Source organism: Acidaminobacter sp. QWL-03, from assembly GCF_058683855.1.
This window is the reverse complement of the sequence record NZ_CM178752.1, coordinates 1814221-1831541: the sequence shown is the minus strand read 5'-3', so window position 1 is coordinate 1831541 and position 17321 is coordinate 1814221. Positions and strand designations below refer to the sequence as shown.

Here is a 17321-nt window from a genome sequence, read left to right as displayed (position 1 = left end):
CAACGACTTCTTAACTAGCAAGGCACCGCTTCTTTAGCGAGGAAGCCCGCTTCCGCCAGCAATTTGATTGCGAGCTCAAGCTTCTCTTCAGCCACCATGACTATCGGTCCGGTACAGCCCATGCCGCTCTCCGCATAGACGCCCTGCTTCCAAAGCGCTTTGACCGCATCTTCAAGGTCCATGATGTCAATGCCTGAAACGGAGCCGGTGACGACTTCTTTCGCAGGCGCTGTGACTTCTGTCTCTTCTTCCGCTGCAGCTGATTTTTTTGTATCCTTGGTCAGTCCCTTGACAATAGTGTCAAAGCCCGCTGCGCGAACTTTGTCGAATTCGGCTTTAGCGACCTCTTTCAGATTGCCCTTGGCGAGCATGGCGCCGTAACGAATCGCATTGGCGACCACCGGTACGCCGGAGGCTCTGGACAGGATCAGGATGGCGCGCTCATAGTCAAAGCCTATGCCAGGACCATAGCCAAAGCCAGTGGCTTCATAGCTTCCGCCCGTTGTAAAGGAGGAGAACATCTTCATGAGGATATTGCCTGTCAGGGTATCCGTGACCATGACGTCGACAGAACCCATGAGCAGGTCGTTGCCGCGCATGACATTGCCGCCGTCTGAACGGCCGGACTCGCCAAAGCTGAGGCCATAGCCTGCAGCGATCAGCTCTTTGAGGCCGCGCTCAACCGTACGCGCGTTGTCCACATTCAAAATACCCACGGAAGGTTTTTGGATGCCCATGGCTTTTGCCGCAATCACGCCATAAATGGCGTTTTTCAGCATCGCTTCCGTTCGGTTGGTCGCAGACGTGCCCGTCGTCGTCGCTATGAACATTTCCTTGCCAATGCCCGGCGTCACCACACGGCCAACCGTTGAAACGCCGATTGGGAACGTATAGTGCATGGTAACACACGACTGGATGTAGCCGCTGTCCAGGAGCTCTTCCATCTTCCCATGCATTTCGTCTTCGGAATTGATTTCGATCACTTCGAGGGAAGTGTCGCATTTGGGTCCAATCAGAACAATATCATAGTCCGCGTCGCGCGCCGCGAGTTCCGCGCCTTTGACGAGGTTATCCACACCGTGCTCGCTGCCAAGGGTCGTCAGACCCACGCGAACGCGGCTGCCGAACTTGCCGGTTTGAATGGCATCCGCGATCTCGAGGAACGCATTACCAAGAATCTTTTTTACTTCGAGGTTCTCAGACATATTAGCCCCTCCTTACGCGTTTAGCAAGTGAGCGGCAAAACCTCTCATGGCTTCTGCGATCATGTTGTTGATTTCTTCCTTGGAAACGGAAGCACCCTCTGAAGCAGTCTCACCACTGTTTCTCTCGACGACAATGGAGACACCGTCAAACAGGTTTGTCATACGGCCCAGGAACAGGGAGCCTTTACCAACGATCATCGCGCGGTTCAAGCTGCCAGTCGTCAAATCATCAATGGCAAAACCGGCATACGGCACGCCGGATGGAATGTGACCCTGTGTCGGTGCCCAGCCGTTCATGCCGTGCTTCTCAACGAATTCGCCCAGCTGCGTGCGATCAAGCTCACCACGTTTGACGCCAATGGCAGCGATCATTTTGTAGTTGGCTTCAGGAACGTCGCCGGCGCCGGCTGGCTTCGTGATGTCAGGATTTTGCATTTCGACGGAGTACTTATCGATATCCGTCACTTTGAGGTTGCCCTTGTCAAGCGGCATGGAGATCAAAGCCGTGATGACCGCCTGAGGAGAAGAGCCGGTGCCGACGTTGTGCTTGCCGACAAGATCCGTTCTGAGAACCGGGGATCTCCCGTCATTCTCAGAGATCAGAAGCGCGAATCCGCCGAGCACGTCCTCAAGAATAGGGAGGCCTTTCTTGACATGGTCTTTGCCGTTCATGCCAAGCTTGGCAGTAGCGCCGCCTGCGACAATGACGACATTCTTATAAGTGCCGGCCTTAACGAGGGAAGCCGCTGTAATCAGAGCATGGGTAGGTGCCGCGCAGAAGCCTCTGAGGTCGGAACCCGTCGCGTTGACCGCGCCGCCCATCTCAGCAATGGATTTTGCGAAGTTGCCGCCGCCGCGCTGGTTCATGTCGCCGCAAGCTTCTTCAGAGCACTCGATTACATAATCGATGGAAAGCGGATCAATGTTGTTTTTCGCAATCAGGTGTTTGAACGCGAGGATGCCGGACGCCTTAACCACGAGGTTTTCGAACATGACGTGGGCATTGAGGTTGACGTCGACATCGTGGGCTTTCTTGACGCAGCCGACGAGCTTGCCGTCATGGTAAATCGCTTCCGCATGATGGACGTTCACGAGCTCTTCGATCAGGGCAAGGGAATCGCCTTCGCCAAGCTTGGCAAGCTCTTCCTGAGTCGCCAGTGGATGCTTTGCGTATTCTGCTTTTGCCAGATCCGTAAAGGACTTCTCGAGTTTGACAAGGTCGAAGACGTCAGAAAACTTCAGCATGGCAATGAATTCGACCTGCGGCATGATCTCGCCGAACTTGCCGAAGCGGTTGCTGCCCGGAACGTCAACGCCGACCCATGGCTTTTCGAGTTCGCCAAGGGCTTCAGGCGTAAGGTTGCCAACATACGTCTGGTTAGGCGCGTAGTTGACCACTTCTTCGAATGTACGAAGATGCTCAGGCACTTTCTTGAGGTATTCCGAATCAGGGTTCATTGCTTTCTCAACAGTTTGAGTTGTTCCATTATGCATAATCATGTCCGGCGTGTGAACGAGCACATAGCCGGCCGCTTTCAATACTGCGTAGGACATTTTGTACCTCCTCTGAGATTTAGACTGATGCAGTGACAGCCGCATCCAGCATTGCTTGAATACCGGATTTTGTTGCGGCCTCTTTTGTGGCTTCGCTTATTTTTTCGCCATTTTTGTAGAGTGTAATTGTCGGTAATCCTAGTACCTTTTGTGAAATAGCAAGGCGTCTCGCGCTTGAAGTGTTGAGTTTGCAGAACTTTACTCTGTCGCCATAAGCTTCAGAAAGAGCTTCAACCTCTGGCATGAGTGCCTTACAAGGCTCACAGCCTTCGTTCCAGTAGTCTACCAGCACTAATCCTTCAGCGTTCAGAACCTCTTGCTCGAAATTGTCTTTATCCAGAATTAACATAGTGATCCTCCCTGTAAATTTAATTATGTTTCATAATATTTTGGACCATCCCAATGCGGGTTTTACAAAGACTCAATATATTTCTCTGCCATAACCGCAGCTATGGCACCGTCGGCAGTGGCTGTCACCACTTGGCGAAGCTGTTTTTGACGCACGTCGCCTGCTGCAAAAACGCCTGGAATATTGGTTTTCATAGCGTCGTCCGTGATGAGATAACCTGAAGTGTCCATGTTGAGACAGCCGTTAAACATTGAAGTCGCTGGATCATAACCTATAAAAACAAACACGCCCATGGTGCCGTCTTCCACGCTGGCTGGGATGTCCGTGATCTCTCCGGTCTTTACATTCTTGATCTTGATGCCTTCAAGAATACCTTCGCCGTAAATTTCCTCGACGACTGAGTCCATCAAGTAGTCGACCTTTTCGTTTTTATTAACCTTTTCAATGATGGACTTCGCCGCTCTGAACTCGTCGCGTCTGTGAACCAATGTCACTTTACGCGCGAATTTTGTCAGATACATAGCCTCCTCAACGGCAGTGTCGCCGCCGCCCACACAAAAGACTTCCAGATCGGTAAAGAAATCAGCGTCGCAAGTCGCGCAGTAAGAAACGCCTTTACCGGTCAGTTCGGCTTCGCCTGAGCAGCCAATCTTCTTCGGCGTTGCACCGGTGGCTATGATGACAGCCTTAGCATAGTAAACTGCACCACTTTCTGTGTGAATGACTTTTGGATTCCCCTCGAAATCAAAACGTGTGACAGCATCTTTGACGCGCTGCGCGCCAAATTCCTCACACTGGTCAATCATGCGCTCCACGAGGCTCGGACCAGTAGCGTGCTCTATTGAGCCCGGGTAGTTGGCAACTTCGTCGGTCGTTGCGATCTGACCGCCTGCTTTTTCTTTTTCAAGTATCACGGTTTTCAATTTCGCGCGGGCTGCGTAAAGACCCGCTGACAGGCCAGCCGGGCCTGCGCCTATAATGACGACATCATAAAACTGTTCCATGTTCAACCTCCTGAATTTTTTTGGAGAGAAGGCAGTGCTCGAAGTCGAACAGCCAAAGCTAGTTGGCTTGACTATATAAGTAAATAAAATTGTCCGACAATTTAATTATAGTTAAAATATAAACAAGTTCAAGATTTATTTCTTCATTTTGTTTCAAATTTCACAATTTCATCATTTAAAACACCCAAAGTACGTCCAACCTCTCCGATGATCCACACCTTTGTGGTCCCAGTGACCATCGGCAAAGTAAAATAAGCAAATAAAAAATCAAGTGAGATTCAACATGGATTTAACAATTGCTTAACTTCGACAAAACACAAGGATCAATTTTCCATGCTAAACTCAGTTTGTAAGGTTGAGGCAAGACAAAACGCCCCGCGAGGAAAGCCCTCAATCAGTCAACAATCTTAACAATAAGCTTAACAACAAAAAACAAATAATATTAGACTACTAGGAGGACTTGTAAATGTTAAAGAAAAAAGCACTCGTATTGATGTTGACCCTTGGAATTGTCGGTTCACTGGCAGCCTGCTCCCAGCCGGCGGCTGAAGCTCCGGCAGCGGAACCTGCTGAGCAAGTCGAAGCACTCAGCGGTGACGTCATTGTCGATGGTTCTGGTACGGTTTATCCACTCATGGCTCACATCGCTGAAGAATACATGGTCAATGAGCAAAACGAAGTCAGCGTCCAGGTTGGCCGCGCAGGCTCCTCCGCCGGCTTTAAGAAATTCATCCCAGGTGAGACAGACTTCTCCGATGCTTCCAGAAAGATCAAAGATGAAGAAATTGCGCAGCTCGAAGAAAAAGGCCTCAAAATGGGCGACAACGTCATGGAAATCAAGCTCGCTTACGACGGTCTGACCATGGTCATCAATCCTGAAAACACTTGGGCAACTGAAATGACGAACGAAGAAATCGTCAAAATGTTCCTCTCCGGCAGCTACAAAGCAGACGACAAAGTCCTCTGGTCCGACATCAGAGCGGACTGGCCTGCAGAAGAAATCAAATTCTACGGTCCGAATGAGAACCACGGCACTTACGAATTCTTCGCTGAAGAGATCCTGGATAAGCAGCCGATGGTCGCAACCGCCAACCTCCAACAAGAGTACTCCACGCTGGTTGACCTCGTCTCTCAGGATAAAAATGCCATCGCGTTCTTTGGATTCGGTTACTATACAACCAACACAGATAAACTGGTTGCGGTAAAAGTCGACTTTGGCAATGGCCCGGTAGAGCCTACCCTTGAGACCATCGGCGAAGAGCTTCCATACGGTGGCTTCACAAGACTCGTCTACACTTACCTGAACCTCAACTACGCAAAAGAAAAGCCGCAGGTTCTCGACTACGCGAAATATGTCGTCTCTCCTGAAGGCGCAGCGAGACTCGCCGGCGAAAATGGCTTCGCGCCACTTCCGGAAGCGTCTTATGCAGAGTACCTGACTCAGCTCGAAGCGATTCAATAATTGACAGGAAGCCGAAATTCGAATCAACAATTTCAACTTCAAGGTGGGGGCGGGGGCTGCCCATCTTGAAGTTTTGTCTGAACAAATAATGGAGTGAAAAAGATGAGTCAAGATACGCAGGTTCGACAATTGATTCAAAACAACATCCTAAATAAAAAGCACGTCTCTGACCGCTTTATGCCAAAATTCTTTTTCGTCATGGCATTCGTTTCTGTGTTCACAACCTTTGGCATTATCATCACCTTGGTCACTGACGCAGCAAAGTTTTTCAGCCAAGTGCCGCTCGCTCAGGTTTTCAGTACTAAGCTCGCGCCGCTGGCGGCTGAGCCGTCCTTTGGCATTTTGCCATTGATCACCGGGACCATCATTACCTCCCTGATCGCCATGCTCGTCGCGGTGCCGGTTGGACTGACCGCTGCGATCTATCTGAGTCAGTTCGCCTCGGAGAGAACGCGCCGCACCCTTAAGCCAATCATGGAAGTCCTCGCCGGCATCCCGACCATAGTCTACGGCTTCTTCGCCTATTCCTTCGTGACGCCGCTCCTGATGAAGCTGATCCCGACACTGGGCGCAAAAAATGCGTTAAGCCCAGGTCTCGTCATGGGCATCATGATCATTCCTTTGGTGGCTTCTCTTTCTGAGGACGCCATGAACGCCGTCCCCAACATCATGCGGGAAGGCGCGCTGGGACTTGGCTCTACGCGACTGGAAGTAACCTTCAAGGTCGTCATCCCGGCAGCGATTTCTGGCATTATGTCCTCAATTGTGTTGGCGGTTTCACGGGCGATTGGCGAAACCATGATCGTCACCATAGCCAGCGGCAGCTCCAAGAACTTCACCTTGGACATCACTCAGTCCATGCAGACCATGACGGCGTATATTGTCGAGTTTACCAGCGGTGACGCCGGCAGCGGCACAGTGGGTTATTACAGCCTTTATGCCGTCGGTCTCATTCTGTTTTTATTTACCTTAGTCATGAACCTCATTGCCCAACATATTTCTCATAAATACAGGGAGGAATATTGATGGCTGCAACTAATATTCAACTCTTTAACGAAGGCAGGGAGAGTACAATGCTTGAGACAGGGCAAACGAGCGTCGCTGAACGATATAAAGTTAAGATAGACAGCAGCCGTATTGAACGTCGGGTCAGACTCAACAACGGCTTAAAGCATTTGTTCTCTCTTTCAACGGTCTTCGCGCTGGTGGTTCTGGCCATTCTTTTATACAGAATCGGCGTTCAAAGCGCAGGATGGCTGGATCTTCAGTTTCTGACCTCGAATTTATCGAGATTTGCTGACAAAGCAGGGATCTATGGCGCCATCCTCGGGACCGTCTTGCTCATGCTTATTGTGGTGCCGGTCACCCTGGTTCTAGGCGTGTCAACGGCAATCTATCTTGAGGAATATGCTTCCAAAGGCCGCGTACAGCGCTTTATCAAAGTCAACATTTCCAACCTCGCCAGCGTCCCATCCGTCATTTTTGGCCTCCTCGGTCTGGCTGTTTTCGGGCGGATGCTGAACTTGGGCTCCAGCATACTCGCAGGCGGACTCACCATGTCCCTCCTGGTTCTGCCGACGGTTGTCGTCGCCAGCCAGGAAGCCATCAAAGCGGTTCCGGGTTTTCTGCGTGAAGCTTCCTATGGCATGGGCGCTGACAAATGGACGACGATCCATAAAGTCGTTCTGCCAGTAGCGCTGCCTGGCATTCTCACCGGCTCGATCCTCGCCATGTCCAGAGCTATTGGAGAAACAGCGCCGCTGGTCGTCCTGGGCATCCCGACACTCATATTGAAAATACCTAACAGCGTTATGGATGATTTTACCGCGCTGCCAATCCAGATTTATTACTGGACACTGGATACGGTCCTGACGCCGGAATACGCGAACCTTGCCGCGGCGACCATTGTCGTTCTCCTGGCAGTCCTGTTTATCCTGAATTCTGTCGCGATCATCATCCGGAACAAGTTCCAGAAGCGCTTCTAATATGGAGGAGATCCTTTTGAACATTCAAAACCCTGAAATTGAAAACAACGTCTTTGATGTAAGGGGCTTAAACCTTTGGTACGGCAACGACCAGGCCTTGAAAAACATCAATATGCAGATAGAGAAAAACAAAATTACGGCCATCATCGGCCCGTCCGGCTGCGGAAAGTCAACGTTCATCAAGACTTTGAACCGAATGATCGAAAATGTGCCGATTGTTCGCACCACCGGCGAAATCCTTTACCATGGCAATGATATTTTCGATAAATCCATGAGGGTTGAGGAACTCAGAACCAAGGTCGGCATGGTCTTCCAAAAACCGAATCCTTTTCCTAAGTCTATTTTTGAAAATGTCGTCTATGGTCCTAAAATTCACGGCATAAAGGACAAGAAGCTTCTGATGGAAATTGCGGAGGCCAGCCTCAAGAGCGCCGCCCTATGGGATGAGGTCAAGGACCGTCTTAACGACAATGCTTACGGGTTGTCCGGCGGCCAGCAGCAGCGACTTTGCATTGCGCGGTGTATCGCGGTCCAGCCGGATGTGATCCTGATGGACGAGCCGACTTCCGCCCTCGACCCAATTGCGACGCTGAAAGTTGAAGAACTGATGGACAGTCTGAAGCAGGAGTATACCATTGCCATTGTCACCCACTCCATGCAGCAGGCGGCCAGAATTTCTGACAAGACTGCGTTCTTTCTGATGGGGGATTTGATCGAATACGACAAGACCGAAGCAATTTTCTCCAATCCAAGGGACAAGCGCACAGAGGATTACATTACGGGTCGGTTCGGTTAATTCCGGCACGTGAGCGGTTTGCAGGGAGGGTGAGTCCCTGCCGTTCAATGAGGAGGAAGACGCGCTCATGAGAGAGCAAATGGAGGATAGAATCAGGGAGATCCACAGCAAAGTTGAGTATATGAGCCGACTATCGGCAGGGAGCATTGGACAGGCCATGGAGGCCTTTGTCCGGCAGGACGCGCGTATCGCGAAGCAAATTCTGGCTCAGGACCCTGAAATCAATAAACTCGAAAAGGAAATTGAGAATTTGTGCATAACCCTCGCTGCTACCCAGAGCCCGCTGGCCTCTGATTTGAGGCAAATGGTCAGCATTATCAAGATTGTGACGGATCTGGAGCGTGTTGGTGATTATAGCTGTAATATTGCGGAGGTCGTTATCAGCCTTGGGAAATATGAGCTGGTCAAGCCACTCGAAAGACTCCCCATCATGGAGAAGAAAGTGAGGGAGATGCTGGAGGCCAGTCTCAGGGCCTACTTCCAGCATGATATAGAATTGGCGTATGCCACGGCGCGAAAAGATGATGAAGTTGACGCGCTTTACGAAGAAATTTACAGAGAACTGCTTCATCTGATCAAGATCCGGGAAAATCAGGAGGATCAAATTATTGGATTGATTCTAGTGGGGCGCTACCTTGAGCGCATCGCGGACCATGCCACCAATATCTGCGAGCGTGTGATCCTGATGATGACAGGGGAGAATGTGAAGCTGTAGATGAGGGACTGAGTGTCTGATGTGAAACCGGGTGTCATGTGAAACCGGGTGTCAGACACCCAGTTTCGAGAATAGGTGTTCACGCCATGCAATCAGAATAAAATACCTGCTTCTGAAAAAAATAAGCGTTAAGAATTCAGGACCTTTGTGTGAATGGTCCGGAGTTCTTAACGCTTTTTTGTCGTTGAATGAAGTTTTTTTACCGCTCCACCGGGGAGTGAACCCAAAGGATCTGAGATGTTTTTTTGCCAGGATTCATCCAGTTGTGAAACTCGGTGGATTTAAAGTACATGGAGTCTCCGGTTTTCATGTCATAGACCTCCGAATAATTCAGGGTGACCCTGAAGTTGCCGTTTACTACATAGATGAATTCTTCTCCATGATGTTGATGAGTCTCCGGCGCTCCGGCACCGGGCTCAACATAGAACATCATGGGGAAGAGAACGTGTTCTCTTTGCGAAATCAAAGATTCAAGTGTGACACCGGGAATACCGGCCTGGACCGGTTCGCCGGTACCTTTTTCAACGAGGCTTCTGTTTTCTTCTTCTGGTTCAAAGAAATGCAGGACGCTTTCACCATAGAAAGTCGCAAGGCGCTCCAAGATCTCATAGGAAATATTCGCCTGGCCATTCTCAATTTTGCTGAGATAGGAGGTAGAAATGCCAACCTGTGTAGCAACTTCTTCCAGGGTCAGGTTCAGCTTATCTCTATACAGCTTCCATTTGCTGCCTATGAGTTTACGGCTGGGCGCCGGGGCTGCGTCGTAGGCATCTGTACCTACAATCAGCGGAGGCAGAGACGCTTGAGTCATGAGCAGACTTTTTATAGCTTTGGAGCCCATTTTATCATCTATGGAGTACTGCTTAATTTTTCTTAACGTTTCAATATCCTCCAAACTGTAGATCCGGTAAGCGTTCGAACTGCGTTTTGCAACGAAAAAGCCTTGCTTTTCCCAGTTGCGGATGGTGGCAGGAACGACACCTAAAAGCTTGGCAACCTCATTGATACTGAAATAAAGTTCGGCATTATTCTCAGACTTTTTTGTCATGTCAGTCCTCCAACACTAATTATGTAGTTGTATTATACAACAATGTACAGAAAATTGATAAGAAAAAATAAACATCCACCAACTATTAAAAAAATATTGACAAGGATGATAAAATGATGTTACATTAATTTCGAAAGATTTACAATGCAAATGACAAGGTTGAGAAAAGTTGAATGTTACCCTTCACAAAATAACATGAAAAAAGGGAGGCTATTATGGGCTACAAAGAAGACGGAAAATGGTGGGTCAGTCAGTCTAATTTTGCAGCGGACGTATTAAAGGGTTATGAATTCCCCAAAAAAATCGAAATTCTGGATACGACTTTACGAGACGGTGAGCAACAGCCGGGCATTATCCTGACTCGTAAGGAAAAAGTCGAGATTGCCAAGAAGCTCGCCCTGGCAGGCGTCCATAGAATTGAGGCAGGTACACCGGCAGCATCCAAAGAAGACGCAGATGCCATCAAGGAAATTGCTTCTCTTAACCTGGGTCCCAAGATCTTTGCTTTCGTGAGAAACACACCTGAGGATATGAAGCTCGCCAGAGAGTGCGGGGTCTCCCATGTCCTGGCAGAGATTCCCGGCAGTGAGCACCTGCTTAAATACGGTAAGCGCTGGACGGCCGAAAGAGCCATTAAAGCCGCAATTGAAGCGACTCAGGCAGCGCGCGAAGAAGGTCTTTATGTCACATTTTTCCCAGCGGATTCCTCCAGAGCAAGCCTTGATTTTCTGATTGATGCAGTGCATCAGATTTCTGAAGGTGGACATATGGATTCCCTGGCCCTCGTGGATACCTTTGGATGCTTTTCTCCGGAAGGCGCCGCCTACACAGTGAGGAAACTGAAGAGCGAATTCAATGTTCCAATAGAAGTTCACTTCCATGATGACTTTGGTCTGGGTGTCGCTTCGACTATTGCCGGTCTTGCTGCAGGTGCGGAAGTAGCACATGTCACCGTCAATGGCATTGGTGAGCGTTCTGGCAGCGTCGCCCTTGAACCGCTTGCGCTTTCGCTAAAAGTTCTGTATGGCTATGATACCGGAATTGAGCTGGATCAGCTCAAATCGCTGTCAAGTACTGTTGCCGACTTTACCAGGTTCGCTGTACCGCCTACCAGACCCGTCGTCGGTGATAGAATTTTCGGTTGGGAAACAGGAATGCCGTCCAGTCTCTGGGTCAACTGCAAAAATGAAGAGCCTCTGGCCATGCTCCCTTACCACTGGAGTATGACAGGCCAATCCGAACCTAAGCTGTATCTTGGCAAGAAAAGCGGCAAAGACAACATAAAAACCTGGATTTTGGAAAACAATGTAGCGCTGTCTGACGAACAAGAACAGGATTTGCTCGGAAAGGTCAAGGATCTCTCATTGTCTTTAAAACGCGACTTGACACCGGAAGAATTCATTGAGCTGACAAAAAGCCTTTAGGAGGTCGTGACATGAAAGACATAGCATTGTCCAATCTTTTTAAGACCGTCCAGCCTTCCCCAATGCTTCAAATGTTTGAAGCCGCATCAAAACATACAGGCCTTATAAGTCTTGGGATTGGCGAACCTGATGCCCATACGCACCCCAGCATTGTAGATGCGGCAGCGGAAGCTGCAAAGGCAGGGTTCACGCATTATCCGCCAGTCAATGGCTTCCAGGACCTGCGCGCGGCCATTTCAGATTACTGGAGAGACAAGTATGGACTGGAATCCTCACCGGAAGAGGTGATCATCGGCGCAGGGGCTACGCAAGCGATCTACATGATTCTTCAAGCCCTCATAAATCCAGGAGATGAAGTCATTGTTCCGGATCCGTGCTTTACACCCTACATGCAGGCTATCGACTACGTTTATGGTGTGCCGGTACCTGTACCGCTAAAAGAAGAAGATGCGTTCAACATGACCGCAGAGCTGCTTGAGTCCTGCATAACCCCAAAGACCAAAATAGTCATGCTCAACTCACCAGGTAATCCGACGGGTGCAGTCATAGGGTTGGAAGAGGCTTTGAAAATCTGTGACGTCATCAAGAAACACGATCTCATCCTGATCTCAGATGAAATCTATGAAGCCTTTATCTTCGAGGGCGAACATATCTGTTTCGCGACGCTGCCAGACATGAAAGAACGTACCTTTACTATAGCCGGATTTTCAAAAACCTATGCCATGTGTGGCTGGCGGATTGGCTACGCCATTGGACCGAAAAAGGTCATAGACACCATGAAGATCATCAACATTGGCACCACCATGTGCATGAATTCCGTTTCTCAGAAAGCAGCGCTGTACGCACTGAAAAACTGTGACACTCAAGTTAAAGAAATGGTGGAAATCTACAAGGATCGCGTCGACTATGCTCACAAACGCATCAACCAGATTAAAGGCTTGTCCTGTGTGAAACCGCGAGGCGCCTTCTACCTGTTCGCGAACATAGAAAAAACAGGAATGACCTCCATGGAACTGGGCATGAAGCTATTGGAAGAAGCGAAAGTGATCACTATTCCGGGCATCTCCTTTGGACCGAACAGCGACAATTTTATCCGAATCTCCTGTACTATCCCAAATGAACAGATGGCAGAAGCGTTTGACAGAATAGAAGCGGTTTTGGGGAATTAATATTCCTTTTTGAAACACACTATTCCAAATAGGGAGGATCTAACCATGGCGGTGGAATCCAGAGTATCAGCAGAACGAATTCAAGATCAAAAACCAAGGGATCAGTTCAAATCGCAACTCGGTTTTATTTTCGCGGCAGCAGGTTCGGCAGTAGGACTGGGGAATATATGGAGATTCCCTTACATGACCGGAACAAACGGTGGAGGCGCCTTTGTACTTTTATACTTAATTTGTGTTCTCTTTGTAGGCGCCAGCTTGCTTTTGGTCGAATTTGCAATCGGAAGAAACGGTAAGACAAATGCAATTGAAAGCTACGCAAAAATTCGAAAAGGCGCGAAGTGGATTGGTTTTCTTGGCTTCTTCTCAGCGTTTATCTTCCTGTCTTATTATTCCGTCGTCAGTGGCTGGACTGTTTACTACTCCATTCAATCTTTCTTTGGGCTCAACGGGATAGCGCCTGATCAGATTGGCAATTTCTTTGGCGCTTTCATTTCACATCCTGTGAAGCCGCTCATGTACCATGCGGTCTTTATGGCCTTGACAGTGGGCATCATCATCAAAGGCGTCTCACAAGGCATTGAAAAATCAACAAAAATTATGATGCCAATGCTGTTCGTTCTGCTGATTATCCTCGTTATTCGCGCTCTGACCCTGCCTGGTGCCTGGGAAGGCATCAAATGGTATCTTACGCCGGACCTTTCCAAGATTACTGGCGGTGTCTGGATCGCAGCGCTCGGTCAAGTATTCTTCAGTATGAGCGTCGGCATGTCCGGTATGGTGACGTACGCGAGCTATTTAGGCAAACATGAAAATTTACCTAAGACTTCCATTATCGTTGCTTTAATGGATACCTCTGTAGCGCTGCTCGCAGGCTTGATTATTTTCCCGGCTGTCTTCTCCTTTGGTCTTGAACCAGGTGCCGGACCGGGTCTTGTCTTCATCACGCTGCCGGCTGTCTTTGCGCAGATGCCGCTCGGATCAATTTTCTCCTTTATGTTCTTCGTCCTTTTGGCCATTGCATGCTTGACTTCGTCTATCTCCATACTGGAAATGCCTGTTTCGTATTTGATTGAAACGCGAAAGATGGCCAGAACCAAAGCGGCGCTTTTGGTCGGTGCAATCGCCTACGTCTTGGGTATTGCAGTGTCTTTCAGCTTTGGAATCTGGAGTGACTTCACCCTCTTTGGCAAAGGCGTCTTTGATCTCTTTGACTACTTCGGTTCAAACATTTCACTGCCACTCGGCGGCTTAGCCGCAGCGATCCTGGTTGGATGGTTCTGGGGTGAAAAAGAGGCTGTTGCTGAAATTTCCAATAATGGCGAGATTAAAGGCACAATTGTAAAAGCTTGGTTCCCGGTTGTGAAATACATTGTGCCTGTCACTGTGGTTTTGATTTTCCTCTCCAATCTTGGCATCCTGAAACTTTAGTCTGAACAACACTCATGAATTCGGCGGGAGCAGCCTGCACTGCGACTCCCGCCCTTTTCATAAGCAAAAGCGCAACTTTGTGTCTGACGGAGGTAATCTATCATGAAAAATAAACTTATTCATAATCCTGTTCACGGTAAATTAAAGGTGCTCGGCTTCGCATCCGGAAGCGGAAATACCCTTTGGAAAGTCTATGAACTTCAAAAAGAAATGGAAGCCACAAAAGGGGGATGCCCATTTGAAATCGTGGGGGTATTCTCAGACAAGCCGGATTCGAAAGCTATTGAGATGGCAAAGACCATCGGCATGGCCTTTGCCTCTCTTGATCTTCGGGCGTTTCACAGTGAGCACGATGCGCCATTAAGTGACCTCGGCGTGCGCGCGCTGTACGATCAGGAGGTGGCAAAACTGATTGAGCCGTTTGGCGCAGATTTGATCCTCCTGGCCGGTTACGTGTGGGCGACGACGGAAGCCATTGTGAACCATTACTGGATGGTCAACGTGCATCCGGCGGATCTGTCTGTGGCGCCTTATGGCCATCGCCTCTTTGCTGGTGCCGATGGTGTCGGTGACACCCTTCACCTGCGCCAGGAGACAATTTGCTCAAGTGCCCACCTGGCGACGGCGGAAATTGACGGCGGGCCGCTCCTCATGCGATCGCCTTCTCACGTGATTGACTATTCGATTCCTGAGGACAACCAGCAGCTGCGCAAAGCTGTACTGAAAGCGGTCAATGAGCACTCGCGGCATTTGGGTGCAAGGGTGATCCTGGAGATTGCACAAGGCAAGTTTGGACTGAATGAGGCGGGTCACGTTTTGTATTGCGCAGATCCCGTTCCGGCAGGCGTGAAAGTCGAGCGCTGGTCTGAGAATGTTCCGAAGTTTCGGCGCGATTTAAATGCCATGCTGTCCCCTAAAAGCGTCGTTGTTATAGGCGCTTCGGCTCGTGGCGGACTAGGCAACGCGATTCTGTCGAATATTCAGGACGGCGGTTTTACCGGCAGGCTTTATGCTGTGAACCGCAGCGGTGAGGATGTCGCAGGGGTCAAGGCTTATGAAGGGGTCGGACTTCTGCCTGAGGCACCGGATCTTGCGGTGGTGACAACGCCTTCTGGCGCAGTGCTTGAAGCGGTTGAGGCCTGCGGAAAACTCGGTGTAAAAGCAGTGGTTTGCATCAGCGCTGGTTTCAAGGAAACCGGTGAAGCGGGCGCAGTCGAGGAAAGCAAGCTCAGGGCGATTACGGATCGATACAACATGAGGCTCTTGGGGCCAAATTGCATGGGGGTTTTGAACACCGATCCTGCCGTGTCACTTAATGCTACCATGCTTCAGCATCAGCCGACGCCGGGAAATATTGCATTCATTACGCAAAGCGGGGCACTGGGCGCAGCGCTGCTGGATTACGCAGAGAATTTGGGGATGGGCTTTTCAAAGATCGCGTCTCTCGGGAATCAGATGGATATTGACGCCAGTGATCTGCTGGGCGAACTCAGGGATGACCCATACACCAAGGTCGTGATGTTGTATCTGGAGACTATTGGTGAAGGGCAGAGCTTTTTTAAACAGGTCTCAGAGCTCACAAAAACAAAACCGGTGGTCATTGTCAAATCCGGACGAAGCAGTGCCGGAGCGGCCGCTGCGAGTTCTCACACCGGCAGTATTGCCGGGAGTGATGCGGCTATTGAGGCACTTATTGAAAAAGCCGGGGCGATCCGTGTGGAAACCCTCGAAATGGCTTATCTGACAGCAATGAGCTTGAGCAAGTCCAGGACGTTTACCGGAAAAAGAGTGGGGGTTGTCACTAATGCGGGCGGGCCAGGCATTCTGATTACGGATCGCCTCGCAATGCACGGCTTTGAGCTGCCGCTGCTGCCGGCAGTGGAGCGAGATGCCTTGGCGAGTGTTTTATTTCCTGAGGCCTCTACAGCCAACCCCATTGACCTTGTCGCGCCTGCACCGCCGGAGCATTATGCAAAGGCGCTTGAAGCTATGGCGGAAAGCGGGATGTATGATGCGCTCGCAGTAATTTGTGTTCCGCCTGCGACGATAGATACAGGAAAGATTGCGGAAGCTTTGGTACCGGTCATCCAAAGATTTGATCTACCGGCAATATGCTGCTTTATTGGGCCGACTTTGGGCGCTGCGGCCAGGAAGGTGCTGAATCAGCATCAGATTCCATGCCTTGAGTTTCCGGAAAATGTAGCGGACGTACTACAGGCTATGTCCTTGAAGGCGGGTGGGCCTGAGAGAGGCGCTGTAACTGAGTTTGAACAAGGTAAGCCTTTGGTTGAGGGGGGCAGCGCAAATCGCAGAAGTGCCAGACCCCTGATGCAGTCCCGCTATGAGACAGGGTATCTGCGTTCTGACGCAGCCATGAAACTGCTGGAGCTCTATGGCATCCCAACCCCAAGATGGCACTGGATCACCATGCCTGGCGTACTCGATGTCGAGGGAATGAATTTTCCTGTGGTGGCAAAGATCGAACATCCGGAAGTGCTGCATAAGTCGGATGCCGGTGGTGTCGTTTTGAACATTGAAAGCAAAGCCGCTTTAATGCAGGTAGTCGAGGAATTATTTGACGCCTTCCCGGGTGCGGAAGCTGTATTGGTTCAGGAACAGGCGAAGATCACTCATGAAGTGATCTTGGGTGGAAAATTTGAACCGGGGATTGGACACCTTTGTGTCGTAGGGGCAGGGGGGACGCTGGTTGAATTGTTCCAGGATGTCTCTATAAAGCTGATGCCAGTGTGCCAGAAGCAAGCCACCACCATGATTGAAAGCCTCAAGACTTATCCGCTGTTGAACGGATACAGGGGGAAGGTAAAAGTGCCGGTTGAAGAACTGGCAGAAGTGGTGAAGCGCTTCAGTGACATGGTTGGCGAACTTCCCGGGATACAGGAAATTGACCTGAATCCGGTCACCTGGGATGCTTCCACCGGTCAGTTTATGGCGGTGGATTGCAGAATCAGAGTGGAGTAAAATAATTTCAGAGTGGAAGAGACTGGATTATTTTGGAATTAAATCATAAAGTGAATAGACGACAAAGAGGAAGGTGCGCCTTCCTCTTTGTCGTCTTGGTCTTTTTAAATCTTGACAAAAGGTCTCATTGGTGATATTTTTATATTATCAATAATGGTAATAATATCTTTTATGATAATAATTGTAATCTGATAAATTGAAAG

Annotated in this window: 14 protein-coding genes; 9 read left to right on the top strand and 5 right to left on the bottom strand. The window is 49.6% G+C overall.

All coding sequences use genetic code 11. The annotated features are described in order from the left end of the window. Positions 1–14: 14 nt before the first annotated feature. From grdD to trxB, 4 genes are all read right to left on the bottom strand, one after another. Complete coding sequence (gene grdD / locus AC4PHM_RS08440; RefSeq protein WP_492017383.1) at positions 15–1205, bottom strand: glycine/sarcosine/betaine reductase complex component C subunit alpha; 1191 nt, start codon at positions 1203–1205, stop codon at positions 15–17. 12 nt (positions 1206–1217) lie between these two features. After that, positions 1218–2759 carry a glycine/sarcosine/betaine reductase complex component C subunit beta gene (gene grdC, locus AC4PHM_RS08435; protein WP_492017382.1) on the bottom strand — a complete coding sequence of 514 codons (1542 nt, stop codon included), beginning with the start codon at positions 2757–2759 and terminating at the stop codon, positions 1218–1220. 19 nt (positions 2760–2778) lie between these two features. Next, on the bottom strand, positions 2779–3108 hold the full coding sequence (gene trxA, locus AC4PHM_RS08430) for a thioredoxin TrxA (protein ID WP_492017381.1): 330 nt from the start codon (positions 3106–3108) through the stop codon (positions 2779–2781). A 62-nt stretch (positions 3109–3170) separates the two neighbouring features. Further along, entirely contained in the window at positions 3171–4112 is a 942-nt protein-coding gene (gene trxB / locus AC4PHM_RS08425; RefSeq protein WP_492017380.1) for a thioredoxin-disulfide reductase, read from the bottom strand. 466 nt (positions 4113–4578) lie between these two features. Between trxB and AC4PHM_RS08420 the strand changes: the two genes are divergently transcribed. The 5 genes from AC4PHM_RS08420 to phoU all read left to right on the top strand — a co-directional run bounded on the left by AC4PHM_RS08420 (position 4579) and on the right by phoU (position 9070). Continuing rightward, positions 4579–5574, top strand: coding sequence for a PstS family phosphate ABC transporter substrate-binding protein (locus AC4PHM_RS08420; protein ID WP_492017379.1), 996 nt, complete (start codon positions 4579–4581; stop codon positions 5572–5574). A 102-nt stretch (positions 5575–5676) separates the two neighbouring features. Then, positions 5677–6600 (top strand): phosphate ABC transporter permease subunit PstC, encoded by a 924-nt coding sequence (pstC, locus tag AC4PHM_RS08415; protein ID WP_492017378.1) that lies wholly within the window; start codon positions 5677–5679, stop codon positions 6598–6600. Then, a complete protein-coding gene (gene pstA / locus AC4PHM_RS08410) occupies positions 6600–7559 on the top strand; it encodes a phosphate ABC transporter permease PstA (RefSeq protein ID WP_492017377.1) in 960 nt (319 codons plus the stop codon). Before pstC ends, pstA begins: the two co-directional genes overlap by 1 nt. Before the next feature lie 16 nt (positions 7560–7575). Continuing rightward, entirely contained in the window at positions 7576–8355 is a 780-nt protein-coding gene (gene pstB / locus AC4PHM_RS08405; protein ID WP_291402025.1) for a phosphate ABC transporter ATP-binding protein PstB, read from the top strand. A 67-nt stretch (positions 8356–8422) separates the two neighbouring features. Beyond that, on the top strand, positions 8423–9070 hold the full coding sequence (gene phoU, locus AC4PHM_RS08400; RefSeq protein ID WP_492017376.1) for a phosphate signaling complex protein PhoU: 648 nt from the start codon (positions 8423–8425) through the stop codon (positions 9068–9070). Positions 9071–9269: 199 nt separating this feature from the next. On the opposite strand, the gene AC4PHM_RS08395 is transcribed toward phoU, so the two are convergent. After that, entirely contained in the window at positions 9270–10118 is an 849-nt protein-coding gene (locus AC4PHM_RS08395; RefSeq protein ID WP_492017375.1) for a helix-turn-helix domain-containing protein, read from the bottom strand. Positions 10119–10333: 215 nt separating this feature from the next. Between AC4PHM_RS08395 and AC4PHM_RS08390 the strand changes: the two genes are divergently transcribed. The 4 genes from AC4PHM_RS08390 to AC4PHM_RS08375 all read left to right on the top strand — a co-directional run bounded on the left by AC4PHM_RS08390 (position 10334) and on the right by AC4PHM_RS08375 (position 17118). Then, positions 10334–11542: a hydroxymethylglutaryl-CoA lyase-like TIM-barrel protein gene (locus AC4PHM_RS08390; protein WP_492017374.1), complete on the top strand. Its 1209-nt coding sequence runs from the start codon at positions 10334–10336 to the stop codon at positions 11540–11542. A gap of 11 nt (positions 11543–11553) precedes the next feature. Continuing rightward, positions 11554–12711, top strand: a complete 1158-nt coding sequence (locus AC4PHM_RS08385; RefSeq protein ID WP_492017373.1) for a pyridoxal phosphate-dependent aminotransferase — start codon at positions 11554–11556, stop codon at positions 12709–12711. A gap of 45 nt (positions 12712–12756) precedes the next feature. Beyond that, positions 12757–14139 (top strand): sodium-dependent transporter, encoded by a 1383-nt coding sequence (locus AC4PHM_RS08380; RefSeq protein WP_492017372.1) that lies wholly within the window; start codon positions 12757–12759, stop codon positions 14137–14139. Between the two features lie 102 nt (positions 14140–14241). Next, the gene (locus AC4PHM_RS08375) at positions 14242–17118 is read left to right on the top strand and encodes an acetate--CoA ligase family protein (RefSeq protein ID WP_492017371.1); all 2877 of its coding nucleotides are present in this window, start codon (positions 14242–14244) and stop codon (positions 17116–17118) included. Positions 17119–17321: the final 203 nt, after the last annotated feature.

What these genes read in the sequence shown, in the direction of transcription:
- pstA (WP_492017377.1), top strand. Translation starts at nt 6,600, where the DNA reads ATGGCTGCAACTAATATTCAACTCTTTAACGAAGGCAGGGAGAGTACA.
- pstC (WP_492017378.1), top strand. Translation starts at nt 5,677, where the DNA reads ATGAGTCAAGATACGCAGGTTCGACAATTGATTCAAAACAACATCCTA.
- AC4PHM_RS08420 (WP_492017379.1), top strand. Translation starts at nt 4,579, where the DNA reads ATGTTAAAGAAAAAAGCACTCGTATTGATGTTGACCCTTGGAATTGTC.
- AC4PHM_RS08375 (WP_492017371.1), top strand. Translation starts at nt 14,242, where the DNA reads ATGAAAAATAAACTTATTCATAATCCTGTTCACGGTAAATTAAAGGTG.
- AC4PHM_RS08380 (WP_492017372.1), top strand. Translation starts at nt 12,757, where the DNA reads ATGGCGGTGGAATCCAGAGTATCAGCAGAACGAATTCAAGATCAAAAA.
- grdC (WP_492017382.1), bottom strand. Translation starts at nt 2,759, where the DNA reads ATGTCCTACGCAGTATTGAAAGCGGCCGGCTATGTGCTCGTTCACACG.
- AC4PHM_RS08390 (WP_492017374.1), top strand. Translation starts at nt 10,334, where the DNA reads ATGGGCTACAAAGAAGACGGAAAATGGTGGGTCAGTCAGTCTAATTTT.
- phoU (WP_492017376.1), top strand. Translation starts at nt 8,423, where the DNA reads ATGAGAGAGCAAATGGAGGATAGAATCAGGGAGATCCACAGCAAAGTT.
- grdD (WP_492017383.1), bottom strand. Translation starts at nt 1,205, where the DNA reads ATGTCTGAGAACCTCGAAGTAAAAAAGATTCTTGGTAATGCGTTCCTC.
- AC4PHM_RS08385 (WP_492017373.1), top strand. Translation starts at nt 11,554, where the DNA reads ATGAAAGACATAGCATTGTCCAATCTTTTTAAGACCGTCCAGCCTTCC.
- trxB (WP_492017380.1), bottom strand. Translation starts at nt 4,112, where the DNA reads ATGGAACAGTTTTATGATGTCGTCATTATAGGCGCAGGCCCGGCTGGC.
- trxA (WP_492017381.1), bottom strand. Translation starts at nt 3,108, where the DNA reads ATGTTAATTCTGGATAAAGACAATTTCGAGCAAGAGGTTCTGAACGCT.
- AC4PHM_RS08395 (WP_492017375.1), bottom strand. Translation starts at nt 10,118, where the DNA reads ATGACAAAAAAGTCTGAGAATAATGCCGAACTTTATTTCAGTATCAAT.